This window comes from Variovorax sp. J22P240 (genome assembly GCF_030316855.1).
In the GTDB taxonomy this organism is placed as follows: domain Bacteria; phylum Pseudomonadota; class Gammaproteobacteria; order Burkholderiales; family Burkholderiaceae_C; genus Variovorax.
The window spans coordinates 1-26,480 of the sequence record NZ_JASZYR010000006.1; the positions used below are offsets into that span (position 1 = coordinate 1).

General features: G+C 65.9%; 26 protein-coding genes, 1 tRNA gene and 1 pseudogene. 7 read left to right on the top strand and 21 right to left on the bottom strand.

Features of this window, described 5'->3' with window-relative positions:
• From QTI24_RS16885 to QTI24_RS16920, 8 genes and pseudogenes are all read right to left on the bottom strand, one after another.
• Positions 1-188 (bottom strand): annotated as a pseudogene (locus QTI24_RS16885) (electron transfer flavoprotein subunit beta/FixA family protein); the annotation flags it as partial.
• A gap of 69 nt (positions 189-257) precedes the next feature.
• Positions 258-1,208 (bottom strand): hydroxymethylglutaryl-CoA lyase, encoded by a 951-nt coding sequence (locus QTI24_RS16890; RefSeq protein WP_286601959.1) that lies wholly within the window; start codon positions 1,206-1,208, stop codon positions 258-260.
• Positions 1,187-1,981: an enoyl-CoA hydratase/isomerase family protein gene (locus QTI24_RS16895; RefSeq protein ID WP_286601960.1), complete on the bottom strand. Its 795-nt coding sequence runs from the start codon at positions 1,979-1,981 to the stop codon at positions 1,187-1,189. The genes QTI24_RS16890 and QTI24_RS16895 overlap by 22 nt, the downstream gene beginning before the upstream one ends.
• Positions 1,978-3,195 carry a CaiB/BaiF CoA transferase family protein gene (locus QTI24_RS16900; protein WP_286601961.1) on the bottom strand — a complete coding sequence of 406 codons (1,218 nt, stop codon included), beginning with the start codon at positions 3,193-3,195 and terminating at the stop codon, positions 1,978-1,980. The genes QTI24_RS16895 and QTI24_RS16900 overlap by 4 nt, the downstream gene beginning before the upstream one ends.
• Positions 3,192-4,322: an acyl-CoA dehydrogenase family protein gene (locus tag QTI24_RS16905; RefSeq protein WP_286601962.1), complete on the bottom strand. Its 1,131-nt coding sequence runs from the start codon at positions 4,320-4,322 to the stop codon at positions 3,192-3,194. The genes QTI24_RS16900 and QTI24_RS16905 overlap by 4 nt, the downstream gene beginning before the upstream one ends.
• 39 nt (positions 4,323-4,361) lie before the next feature.
• Positions 4,362-5,936, bottom strand: coding sequence for an AMP-binding protein (locus QTI24_RS16910; protein WP_286601963.1), 1,575 nt, complete (start codon positions 5,934-5,936; stop codon positions 4,362-4,364).
• Between the two features lie 11 nt (positions 5,937-5,947).
• Positions 5,948-7,114: an acyl-CoA dehydrogenase family protein gene (locus QTI24_RS16915; RefSeq protein WP_286601964.1), complete on the bottom strand. Its 1,167-nt coding sequence runs from the start codon at positions 7,112-7,114 to the stop codon at positions 5,948-5,950.
• A 31-nt stretch (positions 7,115-7,145) separates the two neighbouring features.
• A complete protein-coding gene (locus QTI24_RS16920; protein ID WP_286601965.1) occupies positions 7,146-7,964 on the bottom strand; it encodes an IclR family transcriptional regulator in 819 nt (272 codons plus the stop codon).
• An 87-nt stretch (positions 7,965-8,051) separates the two neighbouring features.
• On the opposite strand from QTI24_RS16920, the gene QTI24_RS16925 reads away from it, so the two are divergent.
• From QTI24_RS16925 to QTI24_RS16935, 3 genes are read left to right on the top strand one after another with little or no spacing between them, the layout of a single operon-like run.
• Positions 8,052-9,263 (top strand): acetyl-CoA C-acetyltransferase, encoded by a 1,212-nt coding sequence (locus QTI24_RS16925; RefSeq protein WP_286601966.1) that lies wholly within the window; start codon positions 8,052-8,054, stop codon positions 9,261-9,263.
• 17 nt (positions 9,264-9,280) lie between these two features.
• Positions 9,281-11,422 (top strand): 3-hydroxyacyl-CoA dehydrogenase NAD-binding domain-containing protein, encoded by a 2,142-nt coding sequence (locus QTI24_RS16930; protein WP_286601967.1) that lies wholly within the window; start codon positions 9,281-9,283, stop codon positions 11,420-11,422.
• A 40-nt stretch (positions 11,423-11,462) separates the two neighbouring features.
• Entirely contained in the window at positions 11,463-12,437 is a 975-nt protein-coding gene (locus QTI24_RS16935; RefSeq protein WP_286601969.1) for a Bug family tripartite tricarboxylate transporter substrate binding protein, read from the top strand.
• 201 nt (positions 12,438-12,638) lie between these two features.
• Here the strand turns inward: QTI24_RS16935 and QTI24_RS16940 are convergent.
• Together QTI24_RS16940 and serS are read right to left on the bottom strand one after the other, a co-directional pair.
• Positions 12,639-12,728 (bottom strand) — tRNA-Ser (locus QTI24_RS16940).
• Between the two features lie 47 nt (positions 12,729-12,775).
• Positions 12,776-14,107, bottom strand: a complete 1,332-nt coding sequence (gene serS / locus QTI24_RS16945; RefSeq protein WP_286601971.1) for a serine--tRNA ligase — start codon at positions 14,105-14,107, stop codon at positions 12,776-12,778.
• A 62-nt stretch (positions 14,108-14,169) separates the two neighbouring features.
• Between serS and QTI24_RS16950 the strand changes: the two genes are divergently transcribed.
• The gene (locus QTI24_RS16950) at positions 14,170-14,571 is read left to right on the top strand and encodes a VOC family protein (protein ID WP_286601973.1); all 402 of its coding nucleotides are present in this window, start codon (positions 14,170-14,172) and stop codon (positions 14,569-14,571) included.
• Between the two features lie 19 nt (positions 14,572-14,590).
• Here QTI24_RS16950 and QTI24_RS16955 read toward each other — a convergent pair whose 3' ends face one another.
• Genes QTI24_RS16955 through QTI24_RS16965 form a run of 3 tightly spaced genes read right to left on the bottom strand, consistent with a single transcriptional unit; the run spans position 14,591 to position 16,970 of the window.
• Positions 14,591-15,553, bottom strand: coding sequence for a threonine/serine dehydratase (locus QTI24_RS16955; protein WP_286601975.1), 963 nt, complete (start codon positions 15,551-15,553; stop codon positions 14,591-14,593).
• Complete coding sequence (ispH, locus tag QTI24_RS16960) at positions 15,550-16,515, bottom strand: 4-hydroxy-3-methylbut-2-enyl diphosphate reductase (protein WP_286601976.1); 966 nt, start codon at positions 16,513-16,515, stop codon at positions 15,550-15,552. Before ispH ends, QTI24_RS16955 begins: the two co-directional genes overlap by 4 nt.
• Complete coding sequence (locus QTI24_RS16965) at positions 16,512-16,970, bottom strand: FKBP-type peptidyl-prolyl cis-trans isomerase (RefSeq protein WP_503011272.1); 459 nt, start codon at positions 16,968-16,970, stop codon at positions 16,512-16,514. Before QTI24_RS16965 ends, ispH begins: the two co-directional genes overlap by 4 nt.
• 64 nt (positions 16,971-17,034) lie before the next feature.
• On the opposite strand from QTI24_RS16965, the gene radC reads away from it, so the two are divergent.
• Both radC and QTI24_RS16975 read left to right on the top strand, forming a co-directional pair.
• Positions 17,035-17,712, top strand: a complete 678-nt coding sequence (radC, locus tag QTI24_RS16970) for a RadC family protein (RefSeq protein ID WP_286601979.1) — start codon at positions 17,035-17,037, stop codon at positions 17,710-17,712.
• Between the two features lie 72 nt (positions 17,713-17,784).
• Complete coding sequence (locus QTI24_RS16975) at positions 17,785-18,441, top strand: Smr/MutS family protein (protein ID WP_286601981.1); 657 nt, start codon at positions 17,785-17,787, stop codon at positions 18,439-18,441.
• 15 nt (positions 18,442-18,456) lie between these two features.
• On the opposite strand, the gene QTI24_RS16980 is transcribed toward QTI24_RS16975, so the two are convergent.
• Positions 18,457-18,876, bottom strand: a complete 420-nt coding sequence (locus tag QTI24_RS16980) for a group II truncated hemoglobin (protein WP_286601982.1) — start codon at positions 18,874-18,876, stop codon at positions 18,457-18,459.
• A 39-nt stretch (positions 18,877-18,915) separates the two neighbouring features.
• On the opposite strand from QTI24_RS16980, the gene QTI24_RS16985 reads away from it, so the two are divergent.
• Positions 18,916-19,941 carry an isopenicillin N synthase family dioxygenase gene (locus tag QTI24_RS16985; RefSeq protein WP_286601983.1) on the top strand — a complete coding sequence of 342 codons (1,026 nt, stop codon included), beginning with the start codon at positions 18,916-18,918 and terminating at the stop codon, positions 19,939-19,941.
• On the opposite strand, the gene QTI24_RS16990 is transcribed toward QTI24_RS16985, so the two are convergent.
• The 7 genes from QTI24_RS16990 to fdh3B are packed head-to-tail and all read right to left on the bottom strand — an operon-like array spanning position 19,938 to position 26,479.
• Entirely contained in the window at positions 19,938-20,555 is a 618-nt protein-coding gene (locus QTI24_RS16990) for a GNAT family N-acetyltransferase (protein WP_503011273.1), read from the bottom strand. The genes QTI24_RS16985 and QTI24_RS16990 overlap by 4 nt on opposite strands.
• A gap of 6 nt (positions 20,556-20,561) precedes the next feature.
• Positions 20,562-23,078, bottom strand: a complete 2,517-nt coding sequence (locus QTI24_RS16995) for an ABC transporter permease (protein ID WP_286601985.1) — start codon at positions 23,076-23,078, stop codon at positions 20,562-20,564.
• Positions 23,079-23,125: 47 nt separating this feature from the next.
• Positions 23,126-23,998, bottom strand: a complete 873-nt coding sequence (locus QTI24_RS17000) for a formate dehydrogenase accessory sulfurtransferase FdhD (protein WP_286601986.1) — start codon at positions 23,996-23,998, stop codon at positions 23,126-23,128.
• Positions 23,995-24,399 carry a hypothetical protein gene (locus QTI24_RS17005; protein ID WP_286601988.1) on the bottom strand — a complete coding sequence of 135 codons (405 nt, stop codon included), beginning with the start codon at positions 24,397-24,399 and terminating at the stop codon, positions 23,995-23,997. Before QTI24_RS17005 ends, QTI24_RS17000 begins: the two co-directional genes overlap by 4 nt.
• Positions 24,396-25,601 (bottom strand): formate dehydrogenase subunit gamma, encoded by a 1,206-nt coding sequence (locus QTI24_RS17010; protein ID WP_286601989.1) that lies wholly within the window; start codon positions 25,599-25,601, stop codon positions 24,396-24,398. Before QTI24_RS17010 ends, QTI24_RS17005 begins: the two co-directional genes overlap by 4 nt.
• A 12-nt stretch (positions 25,602-25,613) precedes the next feature.
• On the bottom strand, positions 25,614-25,862 hold the full coding sequence (locus QTI24_RS17015) for a hypothetical protein (protein WP_286601991.1): 249 nt from the start codon (positions 25,860-25,862) through the stop codon (positions 25,614-25,616).
• Positions 25,859-26,479: a formate dehydrogenase FDH3 subunit beta gene (gene fdh3B / locus QTI24_RS17020; RefSeq protein ID WP_286534934.1), complete on the bottom strand. Its 621-nt coding sequence runs from the start codon at positions 26,477-26,479 to the stop codon at positions 25,859-25,861. Before fdh3B ends, QTI24_RS17015 begins: the two co-directional genes overlap by 4 nt.
• Position 26,480 lies beyond the last annotated feature (1 nt).

A 26,480-nucleotide genomic window follows, 5' to 3' on the forward strand; every position in this document is an offset into this window, starting at 1 on the left:
CAGGACACGGCGATGATTTCCGTGGCGACGCCCTTCTCCTTCAAGCGCACTGCCTCTTCGACGGCGATCTCGTCGAAGGGGTTCATGCTCATCTTGACGTTGGCGATGTCCGCACCGGTGCCGTCGGACTTGACGCGCACCTTGACGTTGAAATCGACGACGCGTTTGACCGGTACCAGAACTTTCACTTGATATCTCCTATTCAATCGGGCCTAACCATTCGGCAGGCATGTGGCATCTCACTTGATCGGCTGACCTCAATACGTCGTCGCAGGCGAGCGTTTCGAAAGGATGGCGCGGCCGACCCTGGCACCGTTGTCGCGGTTCAACTCGGCCGAGATCCAAGCGCCGCAATCCACCAACGCTTCCAGGTCGACGCCGGTGTGCGCGCCAAGCCCGTGGAGCAGGTACACGAGATCCTCGGTGGCGACATTTCCGGTGGCTCCCTTGGCGTAGGGACAGCCACCGAGTCCTGCCACGGAGCTGTCGAACACGCGCACGCCGAAGCCGTACGATGCATGCACATTGGCGATGGCCATGCCGTAGGTGTCATGGAAATGGCCGGCTAGCTGCTCGACCGGGATCCCTCTAGCCACCTCCTCCAACATTCGCAACACCGAATCGGGCGTGCCGGTGCCGATGGTGTCGCCCAACGACACTTCGTAGCAGCCCAGCTCGTAGAGTCGCCGCGCTACGTCGGCCACGTTCTGCGGAGCGATCTGGCCGTCGAAGGGGCAAGCCACGACGCACGACAAATACCCTCGAACCTTCACGCCGGTCTTGCTCGCAGCCTTGAACACCGGGATGAAGCGCTCAATCGATTCATCGATCGAGCAGTTGATGTTCTTTTGCGAGAAGCCCTCCGACGCCGCGGCGAACACGGCAACCTCGGTCGCGCCTTCTTCGACCGCCGCCTCGAAGCCCTTGAGATTCGGCGTCAGCACGGAATAGTTGACACCAGCGTGACGTGGCAGACCCCGCATCACCTCAACTTGGTCCGCCATTTGGGGCACCCATTTCGGCGATACGAACGACGTCACTTCGATGTCGCGCAGTCCTGCGTTGGCCAACCGTTCGATCAACTCCAGTTTGCTCGCAGTCGGAACGTTCCGTCTTTCGTTCTGCAGGCCGTCGCGCGGTCCCACCTCGACGATGCGCACGCTTTCCATCGGCATGTCCGCCTCCTTCAGACCCTTGCGGGCACCCATGCTGCCGGACGCTTCTCGAAGAACGAACTCAGCCCCTCCTGCGCTTCCGAGGTGGCACGCAAGGTCGCAATCCGACGCGCGGTATCGTCAACGAGCGCGTCATCGACCGGTCGATGAGCGACGGCCCGGATCAAGTCGGTCGCCGCGGCCTGGGCCAGCGGCCCGCCAGTCAGCAGCGCGTCGAGCACCTCTTGCACTTTCGCGTCCAGCGCGTCGGGTTCGGCCACCTCATGAACCAAGCCGATCTCGCGGGCACGCCCGGCCCCAATTCGCTCACCGGTCTGGAAGTAGCGATAGGCCTGGCGCTCGCCGATGGCGCGCACGACGAAGGGGCCGATCGCGGCCGGGATGATGCCGAGGCGGACTTCGGAGGTCGCGAACTGCGCCGCGGTGGACGCCACACAGATGTCGCATGCGGAGGCCAAGCCCATGCCGCCCCCCAGAGCCGCGCCGTGCACGCGCGCGATCGTTGGTGTCGCGCAGATCGAGATGGTGCGGAACAAGGTAGCGAGCTTTTGCGCGTCGGACAGGTTTGATTCCGGCGGCGCGGCTCCTTGCCGCTTCATCCAGTTGAGGTCCGCGCCGGCCGAAAAGCTCTTGCCAACGCCCGCCAGGACGACGGCGCGCACGGCGACCTCGAGGTCAAGCGCAGTGAACGCTGACGTCAGCTCGGCGATCAGCGTTTCGTCGAAGGCGTTGTGCAACTCGGGACGATTCATCCACACCCACGCGGCCGCGCCCCGGTACTCGATCTTCAAGGTGGCGTAGCTCATTGCGGCCCTTTCACGATTCCTGCCGCCAAGTACGCGGCGATGTCGGCGTCGGAGTACCCCGCCTCTGACATGAGGCTGTGCGTGTACTCGCCTTGCTGTGGTGGCGGCGTCAGCACGCGCGACATCTGCGTCAAGTCCGCGCAGACGCCCTTCAAGACCTCGACACGCACGCCACCGCGTGACGTGTCGCGTGCATACGAATCGAACACAGGCAATCCCTCCGTCCTGGCACCGTCCAACGCTTCGCTCACGCTGGCCGTCGCCGTCAGGCATACATCCCACTGCGCACCGAGCGTCTCCCACTCCTTGGCCGACCGGCTGCGGAACAGGGTCTCCAGCCGCTGCCGCACGACGGCATCTGCGGCGTCGTCCCCTTCCGGTCGCCATTCGGCCAGGTCGTCGAGACCGGTTCTGAGGCAAAAGGTCTTCCAGAACTTGTGTTCGAGCGCACCCAGCGCCACCCGCCGGCCATCGCTCGCCACATAGATGCCATACGCGGGGTTGCCTCCGCTCAGCGCAGTCCTGCCGAACGGCTTCACTACCTCGCCGTTGACTGCGGCAACTGAAACCAGAGGCATCAGCGCCATTGCGCCATGGGCTATGGAAATATCGATGAACCGCCCGCGTCCACTGGCGCGGCGCTCGAGCAGCGCTGCCATGATCGCGATCACAGCCGAAAACGATCCTCCGACCAGATCGCCCAGCAGCGCCGGCGGCAGCGCTTCTGGTTCCCCTTCCACGCGTTGCGACAACAGGCCTGCGACACCCTGGTAGTTGAGGTCGTGGCCGGCCAGCGCGGCCCGTCGCGTGTTCTGCCCGTACCCTGAGATGGCGCAGTACACGAGTGCAGGGTTGATCTCGCTGAGCTCGGCGTAGTCAAGTCCGAGCCGATGCATGACGCCGGGGCGGAAGCTCTCCACCAACACGTCGGCGCCCTGCACCATGCGACGGAACACGGCGCGGCCTTCGTCGGTCTTGAGGTCGATGGCGATGCTGCGCTTGCCTGCATTGCTGGCGGTGAATGCTGCACCGAGGTCGCTGGCCTCTAGCGGCGGCGAATGACGCGCGTAGTCGCCGGCCCCGGTGTCCTCGACCTTCACGACATCCGCGCCATATCCGGCCAGGATGTAAGTGGCGTACGGGCCCGGCAGCAGGCGCGTCAGGTCCAGTACGCGGGTGCCGGACAGCGCCTGCGGATGTGCTGTGTCTGTCATAGCCCGCGGGAGATGATTTCCTTCATGATCTCCGACGTGCCGCCGTAGATGCGCTGCACGCGGCTGTCGACGAAGGCACGAGCCACGGGGTACTCACGCATGAAGCCATAGCCCCCGTGCAGCTGCAACAGCTCATCCACCGCCTGACCCTGCGCCTCGGTCGCATACAGCTTGGCCATGGCTGCCAGGTCCGCCGAGAGTGCCTTGTCGAAATGCAGCGAGATGCAGTGGTCCACGAAGATCCGGCACGCCACGGTCTTGGCCTTGATCTCGGCCAGCTTGAAGCGGGTGTTTTGGTGGTCGAAGATCGGCTGCCCGAAGGCCTTGCGAGACTTCGTGTAGTTGATGGTCTCTTCGAGCATGGTCTCCATCACGACGGGGCTGCGCACCGCGATCATCAAGCGCTCCTGCGCCAGCTGATGCATCAGGTAGCCAAAGCCCTTTCCTTCTTCGCCCAGAAGGTTCGCAGCGGGTACGCGCACGTTGTCGAAGAACAGCTCGCAGGTGTCCTGCGCCTTCAGGCCGATCTTCTCCAGCAGCGGCCCCTTGGTGAAGCCTTGCGTTCCCGCATCCACCACGATCAGGCTGATGCCGCGCGTGCCGGCATCGGGGTTGGTCTTGCATGCGACGATCACGAGGTCGGAATTCGCGCCGTTGGTGATGAAGGTCTTGCCACCATTGATCACGTAGCTGTCGCCATCGCGCCGCGCCGTGGTGCGCATGGCCTTCAGGTCGCTGCCGATGCCGGGCTCGGTCATGGCAATGGCGCCGATCTTTTCGCCGCGCGCCATGGCGGGCAGCCAGTCATGCTTTTGCGCCTCCGTCCCGTAGGCCAGCAGGTAGGGTGCCACGATGTCCGAGTGCAGCGGGAAACCTGGGCCGGTGGCCAGAACTCGCATCAGCTCCTCAATGACCACGATGGAGTGGCCGAAGTCGCCACCGCCGCCGCCGTATTCCTCCGGGATGGCTGGAAGCAGCAGGCCTTCGCGCCCGGCCTTCAGCCAAGTCTCGCGCGGCACGCATCCGGCCTTCTCCCACTCGTGGTGGTGCGGCGCGATCTCGCGCTGGACAAACTTGCGGACCTGGTCGCGGAACTGCTCGTGGTCCTCTCGGAGGGACGTACGCATGTTGGTGATTCCTAAGCAATAAAAGGGTTGCGATTTGATTCAGCGCGAAGTGGCGGCAGCTTTCGCGTACTCGTCCATCAACAGGCGCTTGTAGAGCTTGCCGTTCTCGAGACGCGGCAGGGCGGTGACGAAGTCAACGCTGCGCGGGCACTTCAGGTGTGCGATGTGTTGGCGGCAATAGGTCATCAGCGCCTCGGCCAGCGCCGGGCCGGCCTGCGCCGGATCGCTCAGCTCGACGACGGCCTTCACCTCTTCGCCAAACTCGGCATGCGGCACGCCGATCACCGCCACGTCCGAAACGCCCGGATAGGCGGCGAGCAGGTTCTCGATCTCCTGCGGGTAGATGTTCACGCCGCCCGAGAGGATGAGGTCGGTGCGCCGCCCCGAGATGAAAAGGTCGCCCTCCTCGTCGACATGGCCGATGTCGCCGAAGGTGGCGCAGCCCGTCGCGTCGTAGGCCGCGGCCGTCTTTGCCGGGTCGTTGTGGTACTGGAAGCGGGGCGTGCCCGAGAACCAGATGCGGCCCTGCTCGCCCACAGGCAGTTCGTGGCCTGCGTCGTCCTTGATGTGGATGACGCCGAGTTGGACGCGCCCGACGGCCCCTGGCTTGCGCAGCCATTGTTCGCTGTCGATGGCGGTGAGCCCGACGCCCTCGGAGCCGCCGTAGTACTCATACCAGACCGGGCCCCACCATTCGATCATGCGGCGCTTGATCTCGGGCGGGCACGGCGCGGCCGCGTGGATGGCCACGCGCATGCTGCTCAGGTCGGCGCTTTCGCGCATCGCGTCGGACAAAGCAAGCAGGCGCACCATCATGGTCGGCACCCACTGGCTGTGCGTCACCCGATACTGGGCGATCAGATGCAGCGCGCGCTCGGCGTCGAATCGGCTGGCGACGATGTTGCTGCCGCCCCAGTCGATGTTGCGCATGCAACTGCGCAGCGGCGCGGCGTGATAGAGCGGCGCCATCGTGAGATAGATGGAGTTCGCGCCGAACTGGAAGAACTCGCGCCACACCACTGCGTCGTAGGCGTCCTGGAACCGGTTCGCAAAGGGGACGAGCGGTCGCTTGATACCCTTGGGCTTGCCGGTTGTGCCCGACGAATACAGAAAGTCGCGCCCGACCATGCGCTCGGGCAGTGCGGCGCCAGGCGCGTAGCGCGCCAGGGCGGGCACCATCGACTCGAAACCGTCGACCTGCCCGTCGAGCAGATAGCGTGCGCCGTGCCAAGTGCCATCCTTGGGAACCAGCGACGCTGTCTTTTGCGTCGCGACCAACAACTGCGCGCCGCAGTCGCGCAGGATGTATTCCACCTCGCCCGGATTGAGGTGCGTGCTCACCGGCGTGTAGTACAACCCGGCACGGCGGGCACCCCAGGCCAGCGCGAACAGGTCAGGGCGGTTCTCCATCAGCAGCGCGATGCCCTCGCCTTCGCGCAGGCCCAGGCCGATGAGCCACTGGGCCGCCACGCTGGCGCTCGCGTCGAGTTCGCGATAGGTCAAGCTCGTGACCGCGTCGCCGTCCACCAGGCGCACGGCGACTTTCTCGGGGCAGACCTGCGCCCAATGGGCCAAGCGGTCGATCGCCTGAGGATCGATGGGGGTTGTCGTCATGGGTCTGGCGCTTAGTAAGACTTCGGCAGCCCCAGCACTTTCTCGGCGATGAAGCAAAGAATGAGCTGCGGGCTGATTGGCGCGATGCGCGGAATCAGGCTCTCGCGCAGGTAGCGCTCGACGTGATACTCCTTGGCATAGCCGTAGCCGCCGTGCGTCATCACCGCCTGCAGGCAGGCCTGGTAGCCCGCTTCGGCTCCCAGGTACTTGGCGCTGTTGGCCTCGGCGCCGCAAGGCAGGCCGCGATCGAAGAGGTCGGCCGCCTTGAGCATCATCAGGTTGGCCGCCTCCAGTTGCATCCAGCGCTCGGCCAGCGGATGCTGGATGGCCTGGTTCTGGCCGATGGGACGGTCGAACACGATGCGCTCGTTCGCATACTGGGTGGCGCGCTTGAGGGCCACCTTGCCCAGGCCGATGGCCTCCGACGCAATCAGGATGCGCTCGGGGTTCATGCCATGCAGGATGTAGTGGAAGCCCTGGCCTTCTTCGCCGATGCGGTCTTCCACCGGCACCTTGAGGCCGTCGATGAACAACTGGTTGGTGTCCACCGCCTTCCGCCCCATCTTGTCGATGACACGCGCCTCGACGAAGCGCCGATCGATGTCGGTGTAGAACAGGCTCAGCCCATCGGTGGGCTTTTTCACTTGGTCCAGCGGCGTGGTGCGCGCCAGAATCAGCATCTTCTCGGCCACCTGCGCGGTGGAAATGAAGACCTTGGATCCGCTGAGGATGTAGTGTTCACCCTCGCGCAAGGCCTGGGTCTTCAGCCGCGTGGTGTTCAGGCCTGCGTCGGGCTCCGTGACGGCAAAGCAGGCCTTTTCCTTGCCCTGGACCAGCGGCGGCAGCATGCGCTTCTTTTGAGCGTCGCTGCCGAAGATCACCACTGGCTGCAATCCGAAGATGTTCATGTGGACGGCCGAGGCGCCAGACATGCCCGCGCCGGAGGCGCTGATCGTCTGCATCATCAGCGCCGCCTCGGTGATGCCCAGGCCCGAGCCGCCATATTCCTCTGGAATGCAGATGCCCAGCCAGCCGGACTCGGCCAGCGCTTGGTGTAACTCGAACGGGAAGCCGCCCTCTTTGTCTTTGCGCAGCCAGTACTCGTCGTCGAAGCGGGCGCAGGTGCGCGAAACGGCGTCGCACAGGGCTTGCTGTTCATCGGAGAGATCGAAGTTCATGTGGGGGGAGTTCAGGCGAGTGAAAAATCTGTCAGAGGGGCGATGCAGTGGTCGTCCCCAAGGCGGCTTCGATGCTGCGCGCGAGCGTGGCCAGGCGCGGGCCTACGTCGTCGAGCAACTGGCCGGGCCGCAATTCGAAACTGGGGACGTTGCAAGCGAAGACGTAGATCTCGTCGGGGTTGCCGGCGGCACGCACCGGCACGGCCACCGCTTCGAGCTGTCGCTGCAGGTCGCCTCGATTGACGCAAAAGCCGCGTTCGGCCAAATCGCGCCGGGCTTCCTGCAAGCGCTCGGCCAGCCAGGCACCATGCTCCGCGTCGCTGGCGCGCACACCATCCAGGTAGCGCTGGGCCTGCTCGAGCGGTAGTGCGGCCAGGTATGCGCGGCCGGAAGCGGTCCGGGACAGCGAAATGTGGCTGCCCATGGCCGGTCGGACCGTCACGCAGTCCTTGGACTGCGCCAGTTCGATGTAGACGAGGTCCAATCCCAGGCCCAGGCCCAAGGACACCTGCGCAACGGCGCGCTCGGCCAGTGCCTGCATCGGCCCAAATGCCAATTGCCGGATGGAGGTGCGCGCCAGCAGCGGAGCGGCCAGGCGCGCCAGCCCCGGCGCGGGCAGAAAGCGTCCGTCGGCCTCGTCGTAGCGCAGCAGTCCGGCCTCGCACAAGGTAGTGACCAGGCGGAACAAGGTCGGCTTGGGCAAGCCGGTGGCCGCCATGAGTTCCTTGGCGGTCAGTGCGGGCGCATCGACGCCGAAGGCCTGCAGAACGTGGATGCCCCGCGCCAACGCGCTGTTGCCTGGCTTGTCTGAGTCTGCTTGAGCATCGATAAAGTGAGACGGTTGATCCATTTTTTGGTCCTTGGAGTGAAGTATGCACAAAAAAATTGACTTCGACAAATTATTTCGAGACACTAGGTTCGTTTTATTGGAGAAAACATGTCCGATGCAATGATTTTCGACGCTGTGCGGACTCCGCGCGGCAAAGGCAAACCTGGGGGCGGCGCACTTTATGAGACAAAGCCCATCGATCTGGTAGTTGGCTTGCTGGAGGCCTTGCGCACGCGGGTTGCGCTGGACCCCGGCCGCGTGGATGACCTCATCATGGGAATCAGCTCTGCCGTGGGCGACCAAGGCTCGTGCCTGCCGCGTATCGCGGCGCTGTGCGCACCGGGTGGCTGGACCCAAGTTCCGGGCATGGCCTTGCAACGCTTTTGCGGCGCGGGATTGGAGGCGGTGAATATCGCCGCCGAGAAGGTGCGTTCGGGCTGGCACGATCTGATCGCGGCCGGCGGCGTGGAATCAATGTCGCGCCTGGGCCTGGGCGCCAGCGGCGGCGCCTGGATCTACGACCCGGCCACCAGCCTGAAAATTGCCTACGTGCCACAGGGCTACAGCGCCGATATGATCGCGGCCCTGCACGGCTTCGACCGTGAAACGCTCGATGCCTTCGCCCTGCGTTCTCAACAGCTGGCCGCCGCCGCACGCGGCGCGGGTCACTTCAAGCGCTCGCTGGTTCCCGTGCTGGACGGCAACGGCCTGACCGTGCTGGACCACGACGAGTACATCCGCGAAGAGACTACGGCCGCATCGCTCGCTTCGCTCAAGCCCGCGTTCGGCGGCGCCTCGGCCGGCGCCCACGCCGTCGTGGCGCGCCAGCGTTACCCGCAACTCGACCGCATCGCCGCGGTGCACACCGCGGGCAGCTCGTCGGGCATCGTCGACGGTGCGGGCCTGGTGTTGGTGGGCAGCGGGAAGATCGGCAAGGAGCTGAACCTGCGGCCGCGCGCCCGCATCCTTGGCACGGGCCTGGTCACGGTAGAGGCCACGCTCATGCTCACCGGTCCGGTGCCGGCCACGCAGAAGGCCCTGGCCAGGGCCGGGCTGCGGGCCGACCAGATCGATCTGTTCGAGGTCAACGAAGCCTTCGCGGCAGTGCCCTTGCACTTTGCCAAGACGCTGGGCGTGCCCATGGACAAGATCAACGTCAACGGTGGTTCCATCGCCATGGGCCATCCCATCGGCGCCACCGGCGCCATCATTCTGGGCACCCTGCTCGACGAGTTGGAACGCCGCCAGCTGCGCTACGGAGTCGCCACCTTGTGCGTGGCCGGCGGCATGGGCGTGGCGACCGTGATCGAACGTCTTTGATTTTGAGGAACGTAGCTGTGCAAGAACCCATTCAATTCCACCATGCCGACGACGGCATCGTCACCCTGACCTTCGACGCGCCCGAACAAAGCGTCAACACCATGACCGACGCCATGCGCGATTGCCTGGCGCAACGCGTAGCCGAACTGGAAGCGCAAAAGGACCGCATCACCGGCGTCATCCTGACCTCGGCCAAGGAGAGCTTCTTTGCCGGCGGCGACTTGAAGCGCCTTTACAACATGCAACCTGCCGATGCCGACAAGCTGTTCGCCGCTACCGAACGCGGCAAGAGTGCGCTGCGTCGCTTGGAAAAACTGGGCAAGCCAGTGGTTGCCGCGCTCAACGGCACGGCCCTGGGTGGGGGCTTCGAGATCGCGCTGGCCTGCCACCATCGCATCGCGCTCGACATGCCCAAGGCGCAGTTTGGCCTGCCCGAAGCCACGCTGGGTCTGATGCCCGGCGCCGGCGGCGTGGTGCGAATGACGCGCCTGCTTGGCCTGGCCGCAAGCCAGCCCTACCTCCAGGACAGCAAGTTGATGTCGCCCGCCGAGGCGCACAAGGCCGGCCTGGTGCACGAGCTGGCCGCCACCTCCGAGGAGCTGATGTCCAAGGCGCGCGCCTGGATCGCCGCCCACCCGGCCAGCAGCCAGCCCTGGGACGCGCCGGGCCACATCCCGCCTGGCGGTTGGAACGATGCGCCCGAGGCCAAGCGCTGGATCTCCAACGCCGCCGCCCAGGTCCGCGCCAAGACCCGCGGCTGCTACCCGGCGCCCGAGGCCATCGTCTGCGCCAGCGTGGAGGGCATGCAGGTCGATTTCGACACTGCCAGCCGCATCGAAACGCGCTACTTCGTCGGCCTAGTCACGGGCTCGGTGTCCAAGAACATCATCGGCACGTTCTGGTTCCGCGCCAACGAGATCAAGAACGGCGCGCAGCGCCCCCCGGGCTTCGAAAAACGCAGCGTCAAGACCCTGGCCGTGCTGGGCGCCGGCATGATGGGCAAGGGCATCGCCTACGTTGCGGCACTACGCGGCATCGAGGTCTGGATCAAGGACGCCACGCTTGAGCAGGCCCAGGGCGCCATCGCCGCTGCCGACAAGCTGCTCGCCAAGCGAGAGGAAAAGGGCGAGCTCGACGCAGCCAAGCGCCAGCAGATCCTGGCCCGCATGCACGCCGTCGAGAGCTACGAAGAGCTGGCCCACGTGGACATGGTGATCGAGGCCGCGCCCGAGCGGCCCGATCTCAAGGATCAGATCACCCGCGCGCTGGAGCCACTGCTGCGCCCCGACGCGATCTGGGCCTCCAATACTTCCACGCTGCCGATCACCGGCCTGGCGAAGTCGTCCACCCGGCCCGAGCGCTTCATCGGCACGCACTTCTTCTCGCCGGTGCACCGCATGCAACTGGTCGAGGTGATCAAGGGTGCCGAGACTTCCAAGGAGACCCTGGCCCAGACGCTGGACCTAGTGATGCAGTTGGGCAAGACGCCCATCGTCGTCAACGACAGCCGCGGCTTCTTCACCAGCCGCGTGTTCAGCACCTTCACCCGCGAGGGCGTGGCCATGCTCGGCGAGGGCCAGGATCCGGCCAGCATCGAAGCCGCCGCCATGTTCGCCGGCTTCCCCGTGGGCCCGCTGGCCGTGCTCGACGAAGTGAGCCTGGCCCTGTCTTACAACAACCGGCTGGAAACCCTGAAGGCCTTCGCCGCAGAAGGGCGCCCCCTGCCCCCCCATGGCGCGGACACAGTGATGGAGCTCATGCTGAACGAATTCAGCCGCAAGGGCCGCGCCGCTGGCGGCGGCTTCTACGACTACCCCGAGAGCGGCAAGCAGTTCTGGCCGGGCTTGGCGCAACACTTCGTCAAGCCCGAGAAGCAATACCCGCAGCAAGACAAGGTGGACCGCCTACTGTTCTGCATGGCCATCGAATCCGTGCGCATCCTGCAAGAGGGCGTGCTCGACAACGCGGGTGACGGAAACATCGGCTCGGTGCTGGGCATCGGCTTTCCGCGTTGGACTGGCGGCGTGTTCCAGTTCCTCAACCAGTACGGCCTGGAGAAGGCCGTGGAACGCGCCCAATACCTCGCCGAGCGCTACGACGCCCGCTTCGCACCGCCGCAACTGCTCATCGACAAGGCCCGCCACTCGGCGACGTTTTGAGTCGGCGCATATCTCACATCATGTTCAAGGAAAAAAGGAAATGATCCTCTTCAGAAAAGTACTGACTGCGCTGTCAATGACCGTGATGGCAGCAGCCGCTGGCACCGCCATGGCCTCCGACTACCCGAGCCGGCCGATCAAGGTCGTCGTGCCCTACGCGGCGGGCGGCACGATCGATGCCATGGCCCGGGTGCTGAGCCCCAAGCTCCAGGCGATCCTGGGCCAGCCGGTGGTGGTCGACAACCGTCCCGGCGCAGGCACCATGATCGGCGCCGACGCGGTGGCCCGCGCCGAGCCTGATGGCTACACGATTTTCATGGGTTCCAACGCGGCGTTCACGATCAGCCCACAGGTCATGGGCAAGGTGCCCTACGACCCGATCCGCAGCTTCGCCGCGGTCGGCACTCTGGCGTCGTTCCCCAATCTCATCCTGGTCAAGCCCGATTCGCCCTACAAGACGCTGGGCGACGTGGTCCAGGCCGCAAAGAAGGGTGAGAACATCAGCTACGCCTCATTTGGCGTTGGCAGCACGGCGCAGCTTTCGGGCGAGGCGATCAAAGTCTCGGCCGGTGTCAACATCACCGAGATCCCGTACAAGAGCGGCGCCCAATGCGTGCAGGCTGTTCTGGCGGGCGAGGTGAGCTACGGCTTCGACACCGCTATCGGCGCCGTGAGCCGGGTCAAGCAGGGGCAACTGCGGGCGCTGGCCGTCACCTCGGCCACCCGCCTGCCGGACCTGCCCAACGTCCCGACGGTGGTCGAGGCGGGCTATCCGAGCGCCGAAGTGATCGCGTGGGTTGGCGTGTTCCTGCCGGCGGCGACCCCTGCCCCGATCCAGGGCAAGTTGGCGACCGCCATGCAGCGCGTGATGGACGACCCTGAAGTCAAGTCGCAATTTGCCAAGCTCGGCGTCGAGGTCAAGTTCGTGGATGGCGAAGCCACGATGCGCATGATGCGGCAAGAGTACATCCGATTCGGCAAGCTGGTGGAGGCGGCGAAGATCCGCGCGAACTGATCCCTTGCGCCAGTGACGCCTTCTGGAAAGACGGGAGCGGTCGAGTCCGATGCCCCGCCGCTCGAGCGCTCGGGTCACTGGATATCTTGGTCGGCGTGGCTGTCAACGACGAACGGCGGTCAACCGCGCATGAAAAAGCCCCGTCTAGCGGGGCTTTCGAGGCTTCATGCGGATGACGGTGATCAACCGCGAAGCCATTTCTGGAGGAGAGGGAGGGATTCGAACCCTCGGTACGTTCGCACGTACGCCTGATTTCGAGTCAGGTACATTCGACCACTCTGCCACCTCTCCGGTGTCTGTCGAGCCCGCTATTCTAGCAGACCTCGCGACGCACTTTTTCAGCCGCGCAACACTTCGGTGCCGCCCAGATAGGGCCGTAACGCGGCCGGCACGCTGATCGAGCAATCTTCGTTCTGGTGGTTCTCCAGTACGGCCACCAGCGTGCGGCCGACCGCGAGGCCCGATCCGTTGAGCGTGTGAACGAGCTCGTTCTTGCCCTGCGAGTTCTTGAAGCGAGCCTGAAGACGCCGCGCCTGGAAGGCCTCGCAGTTCGACACCGAGCTGATCTCGCGATAGGTATCCTGCGCCGGCAGCCAGACCTCCAGGTCATAGGTCTTGGTGGAACCAAAGCCCATGTCGCCCGTGCTCAGCAATACGACACGGTAAGGCAGTTCGAGCGCCTGCAGCACGGCCTCGGCGTGGCCGGTCATGGCCTCGAGCGCCTCGTAGCTCTTGTCGGGGTGGGTGATCTGGACCATCTCGACCTTGTCGAACTGGTGCTGACGGATCATGCCGCGCGTGTCGCGTCCGGCGCTGCCCGCTTCCGAGCGGAAGCACGGCGTGTGCGCGGTGAGCTTGATAGGCAATTGCGCCTCGGCCACCACCTCGTCGCGCACGAAGTTCGTGAGCGGCACTTCGCTGGTCGGGATGAGATAGAGCGCCGAATGATCGGGCGCCGGCTCGCCGTCCTGTCCGCCCTTCTTCGCAGCGAACAGGTCGCCCTCGAACTTGGGCAACTGGCCCGTGCCGCGCAGCGTATCGGCGTTGACGATGTACGGCACGTAGCACTCGGTATAGCCGTGCTGCTGCGTCTGGATGTCGAGCATGAACTGCGCGAGCGCCCGATGCAGGCGCGCGATCGGCCCCTTCATCACGCTGAAGCGCGAGCCCGACAGCTTGGCGCCCATCTCGAAGTCCAGGCCCAGCGGGAGGCCGAGATCCACGTGATCCCTGGGCGTGAAGCCGAGGGGAGTCGCCGATGCGCCCGCGCCGCCCTTGGGGCTCCAGCGCCGCACCTCGACGTTGGCCTCTTCGTCCTCGCCGACCGGCACGCTCGCATGCGGCAGGTTCGGCACGGCCAGCAGCAGCGCCTGGAGTTCGGGCTGGAGCGCATCGAGCCGGGTGGCTGAGAATTCCTGTTCCGCCTTGAGCGCGTTGACTTCGGCCATCAGCGCGTCGACCGACTCGCCCTTGGCCTTCAGCGGCCCGATCTGCTTGTTGAGGGCATTGCGGCGCGCCTGGATTTCCTCCGTGCGGGTCTGCAAGGTCTTGCGCTCGGCCTCGAGCGAACTGAACCTCGCCACGTCCAGGTAGGGCTGGTCCTTCTTGCGCGTTTCGAGGCGGGAAACGACGGACGCGAGGTCCTTGCGTAACAGTGTGATATCGAGCATTTGCGTGATTTTAGGTGGGCGTAGGATCGTGCTTCCCGGCCAGATCACCTCATGGAGATGCAATGGAAGCCTATCTGACCTTCAACGGAAACGCGGCAGAGGCGCTCGCGTTCTACGCCCAGTGCCTGGACGGCAAGATCGCCTTCAGCATGACCTTCGGCGAAAGCCCCATGGGCAAGGACACACCGGATTCGCACAAACAGAAGATCATGCACGCCACGCTCGAGGCGCGCGGCCACCAGCTCATGGCCTCCGATCTGCCGCCCGGCTATCCCTTCGACGGCCACAAGGGCTTTTCGCTCTCGGTTCAGGGCAAGGACGTCAAGGAAGGCGAAAAACTCTTCAACGCACTGGCCGAGGGCGGCAAGGTGACGATGCCTTTCGCGGCGACTTTCTGGGCCGCGGGTTTCGGCATGCTCGAAGACAAGTTCGGCGTGCCGTGGATGGTGAACTGCGAGCACTAGCCCGACAGCCACCGAGGGCTCAGTTCAGCGTTGCCGGATCGACGTTGGCGCCGCAAACGATGAGGCAGACCTTCTCTCCCTCGCGCGGCACATAAGCCCCGCTCTGCAGCGCGGCCAGTGGCAGGGCTGCGGCCGGCTCGACGGCCAACTTCAGTTCTTTCCAAAGCCAAATCTGCGCGGCGCGAATGGCTTCGTCGGGCAGCAGCAATGCATTGCGCACGTGGCGCTGCGTGACATCCCAGGCGATGGCGCCGATGCGCCGCGCGCCCAGCGAATCGGCCGCGACGCCGCCGACCTCCACATCGACCGGCTCGCCGGCATCGCGCGCGCGAAACAGCGTGGGCGCGCGTTCCGGCTCGAGCGCGACCACGCGGCTGCGCTGCTCGAACCAGGCCGCCAGACCACCGATCAGGCCGCCTCCGCCAACGCTCACGAGCACGGAGTCCGGCAAGCCTGCCTGCCGCTCGATCTCGCGGCCGAGCGTGCCTGCGCCAGCGACCACCTCTGGCTGATCGTAGGCATGGGTGAGAAGTGCGCCGGTTTCGCGCTGGCGTTCGAGGCAGGCAGCCAGAGCGTCCGCGTAGGCCTCGCCGCCCACGACCACCTCCGCGCCGAGCGCGCGCAGCCGCGCGCGCTTGGCCTCGGTGGACATCTCGGGCAGGAACACCGCGCAGTGCACGCCGAGCGCCTGCGCGGCGGCAGCCGTCGCGATGCCGGCATTGCCGCCCGACGCGACGATCGCCCCGGCAGCGGGTATGTCGTTGGCGAGCAGACGGTTCATCATGCCGCGCGCCTTGAAGCTGCCGCTGACTTGCAGATGCTCCAGCTTGAGCCAGCCTTCGACACCGCGTACCTGGAGGCCGAGCGCCTCCGCAGGCAGCTTCCAGAGCGGCGTCTCGCGCAGAAAGTACGGCGCGCGCTCATGGATGCGCCGCGACGCGGCCTCGATGTCGCTGCGCCAATCGTGAGTGGCGCCACTCACGAGATATGGCCCGGCGCGGGCATGTCGTCCAGCTTGAGGCCCTTGGGCAGCGGGAACTTGAGCGTTTCCTCGATGCCGTTCATCTTGCGCACCGAGAGGGCGCCCAGCGCCTTGACGCGATCGATGACCTCGTGCACCAGCACTTCGGGCGCGGAGGCGCCTGCCGTGAGACCCACGCGGACCTTGCCCTCGAACCATTCGGGCTTCAGTTCCGCAGCCGAGTCGACCATGTAGCTTTCGGTGCCCAGGCGCTGGGCGAGTTCGCGCAGGCGATTGCTGTTGGAGCTGGTCGGGCTACCGACCACGATCACCAGGTCGACCTGCGGGCTGAGGATCTTGACGGCATCCTGCCGGTTCTGCGTCGCGTAGCAGATGTCCTGCTGCTTGGGTTCGCGCACGTTCGGAAAACGCGCACGCACAGCGGCGGAGATCTCGGCCGCATCATCGACCGACAGCGTGGTCTGCGTGACCACCGCGAGCTTCAGCGTCTGCGCGGGCGAGACGTGCGCGACGTCTTCCACGTCTTCCACCAGATGGATGCCGCTCGAGAGCTGCCCCATCGTTCCTTCGACCTCGGGATGCCCCTTGTGGCCGATCATGATGAATTCGTAGCCCTCTTTGGCGAGCTTCGCGACCTCGACGTGCACCTTGGTGACAAGCGGGCAGGTGGCATCGAAAATCTCGAAGCCGCGTTCGCGCGCCTCGGCCTGCACGGCCTTGCTGACGCCATGCGCGCTGAACACCAGCGTGGCGCCCGGCGGCACGTCGGCGAGCTCTTCGATGAAGATCGCTCCCTTGGCCTTGAGCTCATTGACCACATAGGTGTTGTGCACGATCTCGTGCCGCACGTAGATCGGCGCGCCGAACTTGGCGAGGGCGCGCTCGACGATCTCGATCGCGCGATCGACGCCTGCGCAAAAGCCCCGCGGCTCCGCCAGGATGACTTCCTCGATGGTGTTCACAACACGCCAATCAGCTTGACCTCGAAGGTCACGGGCTGACCTGCGAGCGGATGGTTGAAGTCGAAGCGCACCGCGGTTTCGTTCGACTCGATGACAGCGCCCGCGTAGCTGCCGGTGCCGTCAGGCGTCGGGAACTGCACGACGTCGCCGACGGCGTATTGCTCGTCCGGGTCGCCCATCTGTGCGAGCAGCTTGCGCGCCACCCATTGCTGCATCTCCGGATTGCGGTCACCGAAGGCATCGCCGGCCGGCAGCTCGAAAGTGGCGTGCGCGCCTTCCTGCATGCCGATCAGGCGCTGCTCGACCGCGGGCGAGAGTTCGCCCGTGCCCAGGGACAGCGTGGCGGGCTTGTCCTGGAAGGTATTGATGATGTCGCCCGCAGGTCCGGCGAGCCGGTAATGCAGGGTGAGGAAGGAACCGGCCGTGACGACGGGGGCGGTGGAGGTCGAAGACAAAATGAAGAGTCCCGATAGACTGGGGCCCATATTTTAGGGAGTGGGGCTTGAACCCCGAATCGCCATGTCTTTCAAGGACCTGATCGAAGAAGCGCGGCCGCGCGAGAAACTCATGGGACTCGGCGCCGGCGCGCTGGCCGACGCGGAACTGGTGGCCCTCCTCCTGCGCACCGGCCTCCCCGGAAAGAACGTGCTGCAGCTCTCCCAGGAGCTGCTTGACGACTTCGGAGGCCTCGCCGGCCTGCTCAACGCAGGGCTCGACGATCTCAAGCGCGTCAAGGGACTGGGCGGCACCGCCAAGCGCGCCGAGCTGGCGGCGGTCCTCGAACTCGCGCGGCGCGTGCTGGCCGAACGCCTGAAGGAGCGCGCGGTCTTCGATTCGCCGGAGGCGGTCAAGCAGTACCTGCAGCTCCACCTGGCCGCAAGGCCCTACGAGGTCTTCGCCGCCCTCTTCCTGGACGCCCGGCATCGCCTGGTCGCGATGGAAGAGCTTTTTCGCGGCACGCTCACGCAAACCAGCGTCTATCCGCGCGAAGTCGTCAGCCGGGCCCTGCACCACCACGCCGCGGCCGTCGTGCTGGCGCACAACCATCCGAGCGGCTGCGTCGAGCCGTCGCGAGCGGACGAAACGCTCACCCAGACGCTCAAGGCGGCCCTGGCGCTCATCGACATCCGGGTGCTGGACCATGTGATCGTGGCCAAGGGCGGCGCCCTTTCGATGGCCGAACACGGCCTCGTCTGATCACCGACATGTAACCTGATGAAATAGCCCGAGCCCGGCTGCATCGACAATAGCCGCTGATCGCCCACCCTCATGCCCGCCAAACCCAACAATCTCAAGAGCCTTGCCGACCTGAAGCAGGTGCAGCGCTCGCTCGCAGAACAGCGCGAGCGCGAAGCAGTCGAGGCCGCGGCGCAAGCAGCTGCGCAGAAGAAGCACCTGGCCGACCAAGACCTCTTCTCCCGTGCGATCGGCGCCACGAAGCCCTTGCGGCAAAAGGCCTCGGTGCCGCTGGCCCCCGAGCCGCCGGCGCCTATCCCTGTGCAGCAGCAACTCGACGAGCAACGCGTGATGCGCGAGTCACTGTCCGACGAGTTCGACGTGAGCACGCTGCTCGACACCGACGATGCGATGAGCTTCCGCCGCCCCGGCATCAATACCGATGTGACGCGTAAGCTGCGTGCGGGCGAGTGGTCGATCCAACGCGAAATCGACCTGCACGGCATGCGCAGCGACGAAGCGCGCGACGCGCTCGGCGCCTTCATCCGCGACGCCTACAAGCAGGGCCTGCGCTGCGTGCGCGTGGTGCACGGCAAGGGCCTGGGCTCGCCCGGCAAGCAGCCGGTGCTCAAGGCCAAGGTGCAGCGCTGGCTGATCCAGAAAAACGAAACGCTGGCCTTCGTGCAGGCCAAGCCGGCCGAGGGTGGTGCGGGCGCGCTGGTGGTTCTGTTGGCGCCGTCGCGGCGCTGATCAGGCTCGGACGACTCACTCGCCGCGATTGCGCATCCAGTCAGCCGTCTGGAAGAAAGATCCGCGCAGCCGTTCACGCAGACCTTCCGGCACGCCGGTTTCACCCATCGCCTGATCCATGCACGCGAGCCATTGGTCGCGTTCCTTGATGCCGATGGTGTGGCCGCCGATGCTCTGCGGCAGATGGCGCGCGCGCAGCATCGGGTGGCCGAAGCGGTCGGTGTAGTGCTGCGGGCCGCCGAGCCAGCCGCACAGGAACCAGAAAAGGCGTTGCCGCGCGTTGTCCAGCGTCGTGCCGTGCACGGCGCGCAATTGCGCGTAGGCCGGTTCGAGGTCCATGAGGTCGTAGAAGCGCTCGACGAGGGCGTGGACCTTGTCTTCACCGCCGATCCATTCGAAGGGCGTGTCGAAAGATGGTTTGTCCTGAATTTGCATGGATGACATTGTCTCCAAGACTTGCGGCACCATCGGGGCATGCGTGATTTGACCCCACCCTCTCGCGGCAGCGATGCCCTCCCCGTCATCGACGTTTCAGCGCTGGTGGCCGACGGCCCGGGACGCGACGACGTGGCCGCACGGATTGGCGCCGCTTGCCGCGCGCACGGCTTTTTCTACATCAGGGGCCATGGCGTTGATAAGGCTCTGGTGGAGCGTCTCGAAGACCTGAGCCGCCGATTCTTCGCGCTCGACGAGGCCACCAAGATGCAATGGCGAATGGCGCTGGGCGGGCGCGCATGGCGTGGCTATTTCCCGCTGGCCGGCGAGTTGACCTCGGGCCGGCCCGACTGGAAGGAAGGCCTCTACCTGGGCACCGAACTGTCCGAAGCGCATCCGCTCGTGCGAGCCCGCACGCCCGTGCATGGGCCCAATCTCTTTCCCGGCATCGAAGGATTCCGCGACACGGTGCTCGCCTACATCGACGCAGTCACGCGGCTGGGCCATCGTTTGATGGAAGGCATCGCCCTGAGCCTCGGCTTGCCGGCCACGTACTTTGCCGAGCGCTACACGGCCGATCCGCTGATCCTGTTCCGCATCTTCAACTACCCGACCCAGTCGGTGCCCGAGGGCATGGACGTGCACTGGGGTGTCGGCGAGCACACGGATTACGGCCTGCTCACCATCCTCCACCAGGACGATGTAGGTGGCCTGCAGGTGCGCACTCCGGGTGGATGGATCGAAGCGGCGCCGGTGCCGAATTCCTTCGTCTGCAACATCGGCGACATGCTCGACCGAATGACTGGCGGGCTCTACAAGTCGACGCCGCACCGCGTGACACGCAATACCTCGGGTCGCGATCGGTTGTCTTTTCCCCTTTTCTTCGACCCTCACTTCGAGGCGCGGGTGCAACGTATCCAAGGGCTAGCCGGTGCTGATGCGCAGGACGACAGCGCGGCGCGTTGGGACCGGGCGAATGTGCATGCCTTCAATGGCAAGTATGGTGACTACTTGCTGGCGAAAGTGTCCAAGGTGTTTCCGCAGCTTCGGGATGAAGTGCTTTAGGGCGTTGTCTTGGTGAGGGGTGCTTTCTTTGGGGCGCCACTCTGCGACTCCGCACCTTGAGCAAGCCACGCCTCGCGAGTCAACCGATAGAGCTTGTGCAGCCGAAGCGGATGCCCCACAGCAATGGCCGGATGTTCAAACGTCCCATCAGCCACCATTCCCAACCGCTTCATGACCGCCTCCGAGGGCAGATTGGGCACAGCGGTGAACGCAACGATCTCCGACAGCGCAAGCCTCTCGAAGCCCACTCGCAGGGCACCGCGCGCGGCCTCGGTCGCGTAACCCCTGCCCCAGTAGGCACGCGCCAGCCGCCAGCCGATCTCGACGCACGGCGAGCATGGCAAATCGGGCCTCGGCACGCTCAGTCCCGTGAAGCCGATGGGCGATCCGCTCGCGCGCTCTTCGACGACCCAGAATCCCCAGCCTCTCTCCTCGATGCCCTGCGCACAACGGTCTGCCACCGCATCGCTCTCGGCGCGCGAAAGCGGTTCGGGGAAAAACTCCATCACACGCGGGTCGGCGTTCAACTGCGCGAAGGGCTCCCGATCAGTGCCGCGCCACTGGCGCAGATGCAAGCGATCCGTGTCGAGCTCGATGCAACCGGCCATCGGCATGACCGCCTATTCCGCCGCCTGCCGCAGCGTCGCCACCACGGGTCGGCGCAATACCTCGCGCAGACCCCACCAGCCGGCAGCGAGCGCCAGGACAGCACCTGCCAGAGCACCCGCAATAGGCACGAGTGGCGATGCGGTCCACGTGAAGTCAAACACGAAGCGTGCGAGCGCCCAGCCGATGACCGAGGCCACGATGCTTGCCAGAAAGCCCGCCAGCATTCCGACCCCCACCAGCTCCGCGCGCTGCACCTGCCGCAGCAGGCTCGCCCGCGCACCCACAGCGCGCATCACCGCGAACTCGCGGGCGCGCTCCTCGCGCGTGGCCGTGACGGCCGCGAACAGCACGACCAGCCCCGCCGCCAGCGTGAAACCGAACAGGAACTCCACCGCACGGATCACTTGGTCGAGCACGCGCTGCACCTGCCCGATCGTCGCGCTCATGTCGACGTTGGTCACGTTCGGATAAGTGCGCACCAGCGCGTTGTCGAAGCCCTTCACATCGGGCGCACGGAACGCGCCCATATACGTGACGGGCACGTCGGCCAGCGAGGCCACCGTGTACATCACGAAGAAGTTCGCATGCATCGAGCCCCAGTCGACCTTGCGCAGCGACGTGACGCGCGCGTCGTTCTGCATGCCGCCGATGTCGAAGCGCAGCGTGTCGCCCAGCTTCAGGCCCAGCGTCTCGGCGAGACCTACCTCGACGCTCACCTCGCCTGAGGCCCCCGGCTTCCAGGCACCGGCAGTGACGACGTTGTGTGCCGGTGCTTCCACGCTGTTGCTGAGGTTGAACTCGCGATCGACGAGCCGCTTGGCGCGATCGTCGGTGTAGTCGTCGGGCGACACCGGCTTGTCGTTGATGGCGACCAGACGGCCGCGAATCATGGGGTACCAGTCGAACTTGCGCACGCCGTTGTCGCGCAGCGTCTTCTGGAACACGTCGCTCTGGTCCGGCATCACGTTGATCACGAAGCGGTTCGGCGCATCCGGCGGCGTGGCCTTGCGCCAGCTCGACACAAGGTCCGTGCGCAGCAGCACCAGCAGGATCAGCGCGAGCAGACCCACGGCCAGCGCGCTGACCTGCACTACTGCATACGCAGGCCTTGCCGAGATCTGGCGCGTGGCCAGCACCAGCCAGCGCGGCGCCGTCGTCTCGTTGACGCTGCGGCGCAGCAGGATCACGGCGATCCAACTCAACAATGCGAACACGGCCACGGCCGCTGCGAAGCCGCCGACGGCGATGAGCCCCAGCTTCAGGTCGCTGCTGGCCGCCACCAGCAAGGCGGCAAAGCCTGCGACGCCCAGCCCGAGCACGGCGATCGACGCGGGCTTCAAGTTGCCCACGTCGCGGCGGATCACGCGCAGCGGCGGCACGCGCGCGAGTTGCAGCACCGGCGGCAAGCCAAAGGCGAACAACAGCGTGAGCCCCACGCCGAAGCCGAACATGACCGGCCAGAGCGTCGGCGCGGGCAGCGCGCTTTGCACCAGTCCCGCGAGCAGCACCACGAACGCGTAGTGCACGCCGAACCCGATCGCCACGCCCAGCGCGCTGGCGATCACGCCGATCACCGCGAATTCGAAGGCATAGGCGCCGGCGATGGTGCGCTGGCTCTGGCCGAGCACGCGCAGCATGGCGCAATCGTCGAGGTGGCTGGCGGCGAAACCACGCGCGGCCAGTGCGACGGCCACGGCCGAAAGCAATGCAGCGAGCAGCGCGACGAGGTTGAGGAACTTCTCCGCGCGATCCAGCGTCTGGCGCATCTCGGGCCGGCCGCTCTCGAAGGAATCGAGCCGCGCGCCGCGCACCTCGCCCTTCTTGATCGTCGCTTCGGCCCAGTCGCTGAAGCGCTTCACCGCGGCAGGTTCACCGGCCACCGCGAATCGGTAGCTCACGCGGCTCGCCGGCTGCACGAGGCCTGTGCGCGGCACGTCGGCCTGATTGAGCATGACGCGCGGCGCGAAGCTCATGAAGCCGGCGCCGCGGTCGGGTTCGAGCGTGATCACGCGCGCGATGCGCAGGCCGGCATCGCCCAGCAGCAGCGTGTCACCCACTTTGAGCGAGAGCGAGTCCAGCAGCGAGGCGTCGACCCAGGCCTCGCCGGGCGTGGGCACGTCGCGGGTGATCTGACCCGGGGCGGCCGGATCGATGCCCACCTGCAGGTTGCCTCGCAGCGGGTAGCCGGCCGTGACGGCCTTCAGGGCCACCAGCTTGCTCGCGCCGCCCTGCGCCTCGTCGGCACGCGCCATGGTTGGAAATCCGTAGGTACTCGCGCCGTCCAGACCCAGGGCGCGCGCGCGCTCCACGAAGACAGCCGGCGTCGGGTTGTCGGTCGCGAGGACCGCATCTCCGCCCAGCAACTGGCGCGCGTCGCGCTGCAAGCCTCCCTTGAGCCGGTCGGCGAAGAAGCCCACGGCCGTGAGCGCCGCCACCGCCAGCAGCACCGCAACGATCAGGAGACGAAGCTCGCCCGCGCGAAGATCGCGCCAGAGCGTGCGCCAGCCAAGGCGAAGGAAAGCATTCATGGGGCGTGACGATAGCCGAGCGGCCACCGCCCGCCAAACCGAAGGTCTTAGGCAGTGGTCGCCGGCCGAGCACCCGCCAGCTCGGGCTGCAGCACGAGCCGGTCCACACCGGCATAGCAGATGAAGCGCCGGTTGGTCGCCCGCCCGATCGCGCAAAGGCCCACGCGCGTGGCGACCTCGTGGCCCATTTGAGTCATGCCGCTGCGCGACACGACGATGGCCACGCCCATCTGCGCCGATTTGATGACCATCTCGCTGGTCAGGCGGCCGGTGGTGTAGAACACGCGCCCGCCGGCCAGTTGGCTCGCCGGCTGCATCGCGATCCAGCCGGCGATGGTGTCGATGGCGTTGTGTCGGCCCACGTCCTCGATGAAGCACTGCATCTGCACCTCGTCGCCGTCGTCGCCGTCGTCGCGAAGCGTGAAGAGCGCACAGCCATGCACCGAGCCGGCCGACTTGTAAGTGCTCTCCTGGAGGCGGATCGCGTTCACCAGCGAATAGAGCTGCGCCTGCGTCATGCGCGTATCGGGCAACTGGAGGCGATCGATGCCAGCCATGAGTTCGCCGAACACGCTGCCTTGGCCGCAGCCGGTGGTGACCACCTTCTTCGCGGTGCGTTCCTCGATGCGATCGATGCCCGCGCGCGTCCTGACGGCAGCCGCGCCGACCTCCCAGTCGACGGTGATGGATTCGACGTCCGCGGCCGATTCGATGAGGCGCTGGTTCAGCAGGTAGCCGAGCACCAGCAGTTCGGGTTGCGCGCCCAGCGTCATCAGCGTGACGAGCTCGCGGCGGTCGACGTAGACCGTCAGATCGCGTTCGGCAGGAATGGAGACGACACCCGGTTCGCCATGCTCATCGACGATCTCGACCTCACGCGTGAGCGGCGCCTGGGCCTGCGTCAGGCGAGGCAGCCTCACTTCTTGGGCGCTGGATTCGTCTCGGCCGAAGTCTGGTTGGAGCTCGGCGGCGAAGCGGCGGTCGTCGCGGGCGAATGGGCGCCCGAGGCTTCGATAGGCCTCACTTCAGCGGGCGGCGCAAAGGCGAAGGGGCCAGGATCTGTGCAAGGCGGCGTCGGCGTAGCGGTCGGCACGGGCTTGCCGGCTGCGGCCAGGCCTTCACGGACATGGTTCGCCACCCGGGTCTGCGCCTGGCACAGTTGGTAAGCGTCGACCTTGGTGGTCCAAGCCGTCTTGGCAGCGGCCTCGGCCACCTTGAGCTTGGCTTCGGGCGAGGCGGCCGGTGCAGGGAGCTTGGCCACGGCGGCGGAAGCGACCGCCATGCCGAGCAAAAGACCGCAGAGGTTCAGAGTTTTCTTCATGAGGGATTTCCTTCAACCCGGACGCCCTGCACCGCCGCAGGGTCGCGGGCCTGAGCGCTGCGCTGCGCCGGGATCTTGCCGGCCGCAATGTCGTCGTACCAGAGCGGATGATGCTCCTTGGCCCAGGTCTCGTCGACATTGCCTTCGCGCATGGCCTTGTACGCGCCCTTCATGCCGAGCGTGCCGATGTAGATGTGGCCCAGGATCAAGGCCATCATGCACAGCGTGGCGACGGCGTGGATCATGTGCGCGATCTGCATCTCGCCGCGCGTGTAGACGAAGCCTGGGAGCAGCTTGTCGAGGAAGAGCCCCGACCCGATGACCAAGCTGCCGAGGAACAGAACGCCACCCCAGAACACCAGCTTCTCGCCCGCATTGAATCGATGCGACGGCGGCTCCTTGTCGCCACCGAACAGACCGCCGCCGTGCCTGAGCCAGGTCAGGTCATCCTTGCTGGGCCAGTTGCTGCGGATGAAGGTGAAGATCATGAAGATCGTCGTCACCACGAACAGCGGTCCCACAAAGTTGTGCACGGTCTTGAGCACGTAGGCCAGATAGCCGAATAGTGCACCGCCGAGGACCGGCAGCAGGAAGAACTTGCCGAAAGCCATCACGATGCCCGAGATCGCCAGCACGACGAAGGCGGTCGCGTTCGACCAGTGCGTGGCGCGCTCGAAGGGTGTGAATCGCTCGATCTTGCGGCCGGTTTCCTGGCCATGCAGGCCGATCGGCCCGCGCGTGAAGTAGAAGATGGCCAGTGCGAGCAGCGTGACAAAAAGCAGAGCCGCACCGTACGGAATGATCCAGTTGTTCCGCACCTGGCGCCAAGCTTCGCCGGCGTTGGTGTAATGCGAGCCCGGAAACTGGACGAAGCGCTGGATCAGGTTGCCCGCCTCGGGCGCCTCGCTGGCCGGAAGGCTGCTGAAGCCGGTGACGCCGCCACTCACCTGGCGCCACATCGGCGCGTTGTTGCCCGGCTGCACCCGTTGGCGCTCGCCATTGGTCTGGTTGAGGAAGTTCGGGTCGGCGCTGGCTTCCGGCCTGACGTCGAAAATGTTCTGGCTGCGGATGCCACCCGCCGGCTGTGCGGCTGTGGCAGCTGCCGGCGCGGCGGGTGCGGCGGACGGGTCCGGCGTCTGTGCATTGGCGATGCCGCAGCCGAGTACCGCGACCATTGCCAGGGCGTTAAGCACTTTTCTCATGCAACCTCCGGGTCAGTTGATCCGGTTGTATTCGTTCTGGTTCTGGGCGCGCACCTTGAGGTGCTGCTCCCAGGACGCCCTGTCCCCCGGCTGCCAGCCGCTCGCCGTGAAAGCCGTTCCGGTGTTGGGCTGCGTGCCCGTGCCGGTCCAAGGGGCCGCGTCCAGCCGGACGCCATGGGCGTTCGTCTGCGGCTTCTCGCCGCAGGCGCCGAGGAACACCGCGACCGAGATCAGCGCCGCCGTTGCCAGCGCGCGCTTCATTTCGCAACTCCGTTGGTCGGCGTGCCGGCGGTTTGCGAGCCGTAGGCGGTGCCCCAGCCCCAGACTTCGGCGCCCTTGCCGCGATGAACCACGCGCGTGCGGAAGATGTCGGCGACGACGTCGCCATCGCCCGCGAGCAGCGCCTTGGTCGAGCACATCTCGGCGCAGGCCGGCAGCTTGCCCTCGGCCAGGCGATTGCGGCCGTACTTCTCGAACTCGGCCTGCGAGCCATTTTCTTCCGGGCCGCCGGCGCAGAAGGTGCACTTGTCCATCTTGCCGCGTGCACCAAAGGTGCCTTGCGACGGAAACTGCGGCGCGCCGAATGGGCAGGCGTACGAGCAATAGCCGCAGCCGATGCACACGTCCTTGTCGTGCAGCACCACGCCTTCTTCAGTGCGATAGAAGCATTGCACCGGGCACACCGCCATGCAGGGCGCATCGGAACAATGCATGCAGGCCACGGAGATGGAGCGCTCACCCGGCACGCCGTCATTGAGCGTGACCACGCGGCGGCGGTTCACGCCCCACGGAACCTCGTTCTCGTTCTTGCAGGCCGTGACGCAGCCGTTGCATTCGATGCAGCGCTCGGAGTCGCAGACGAACTTCATTCTTGCCATA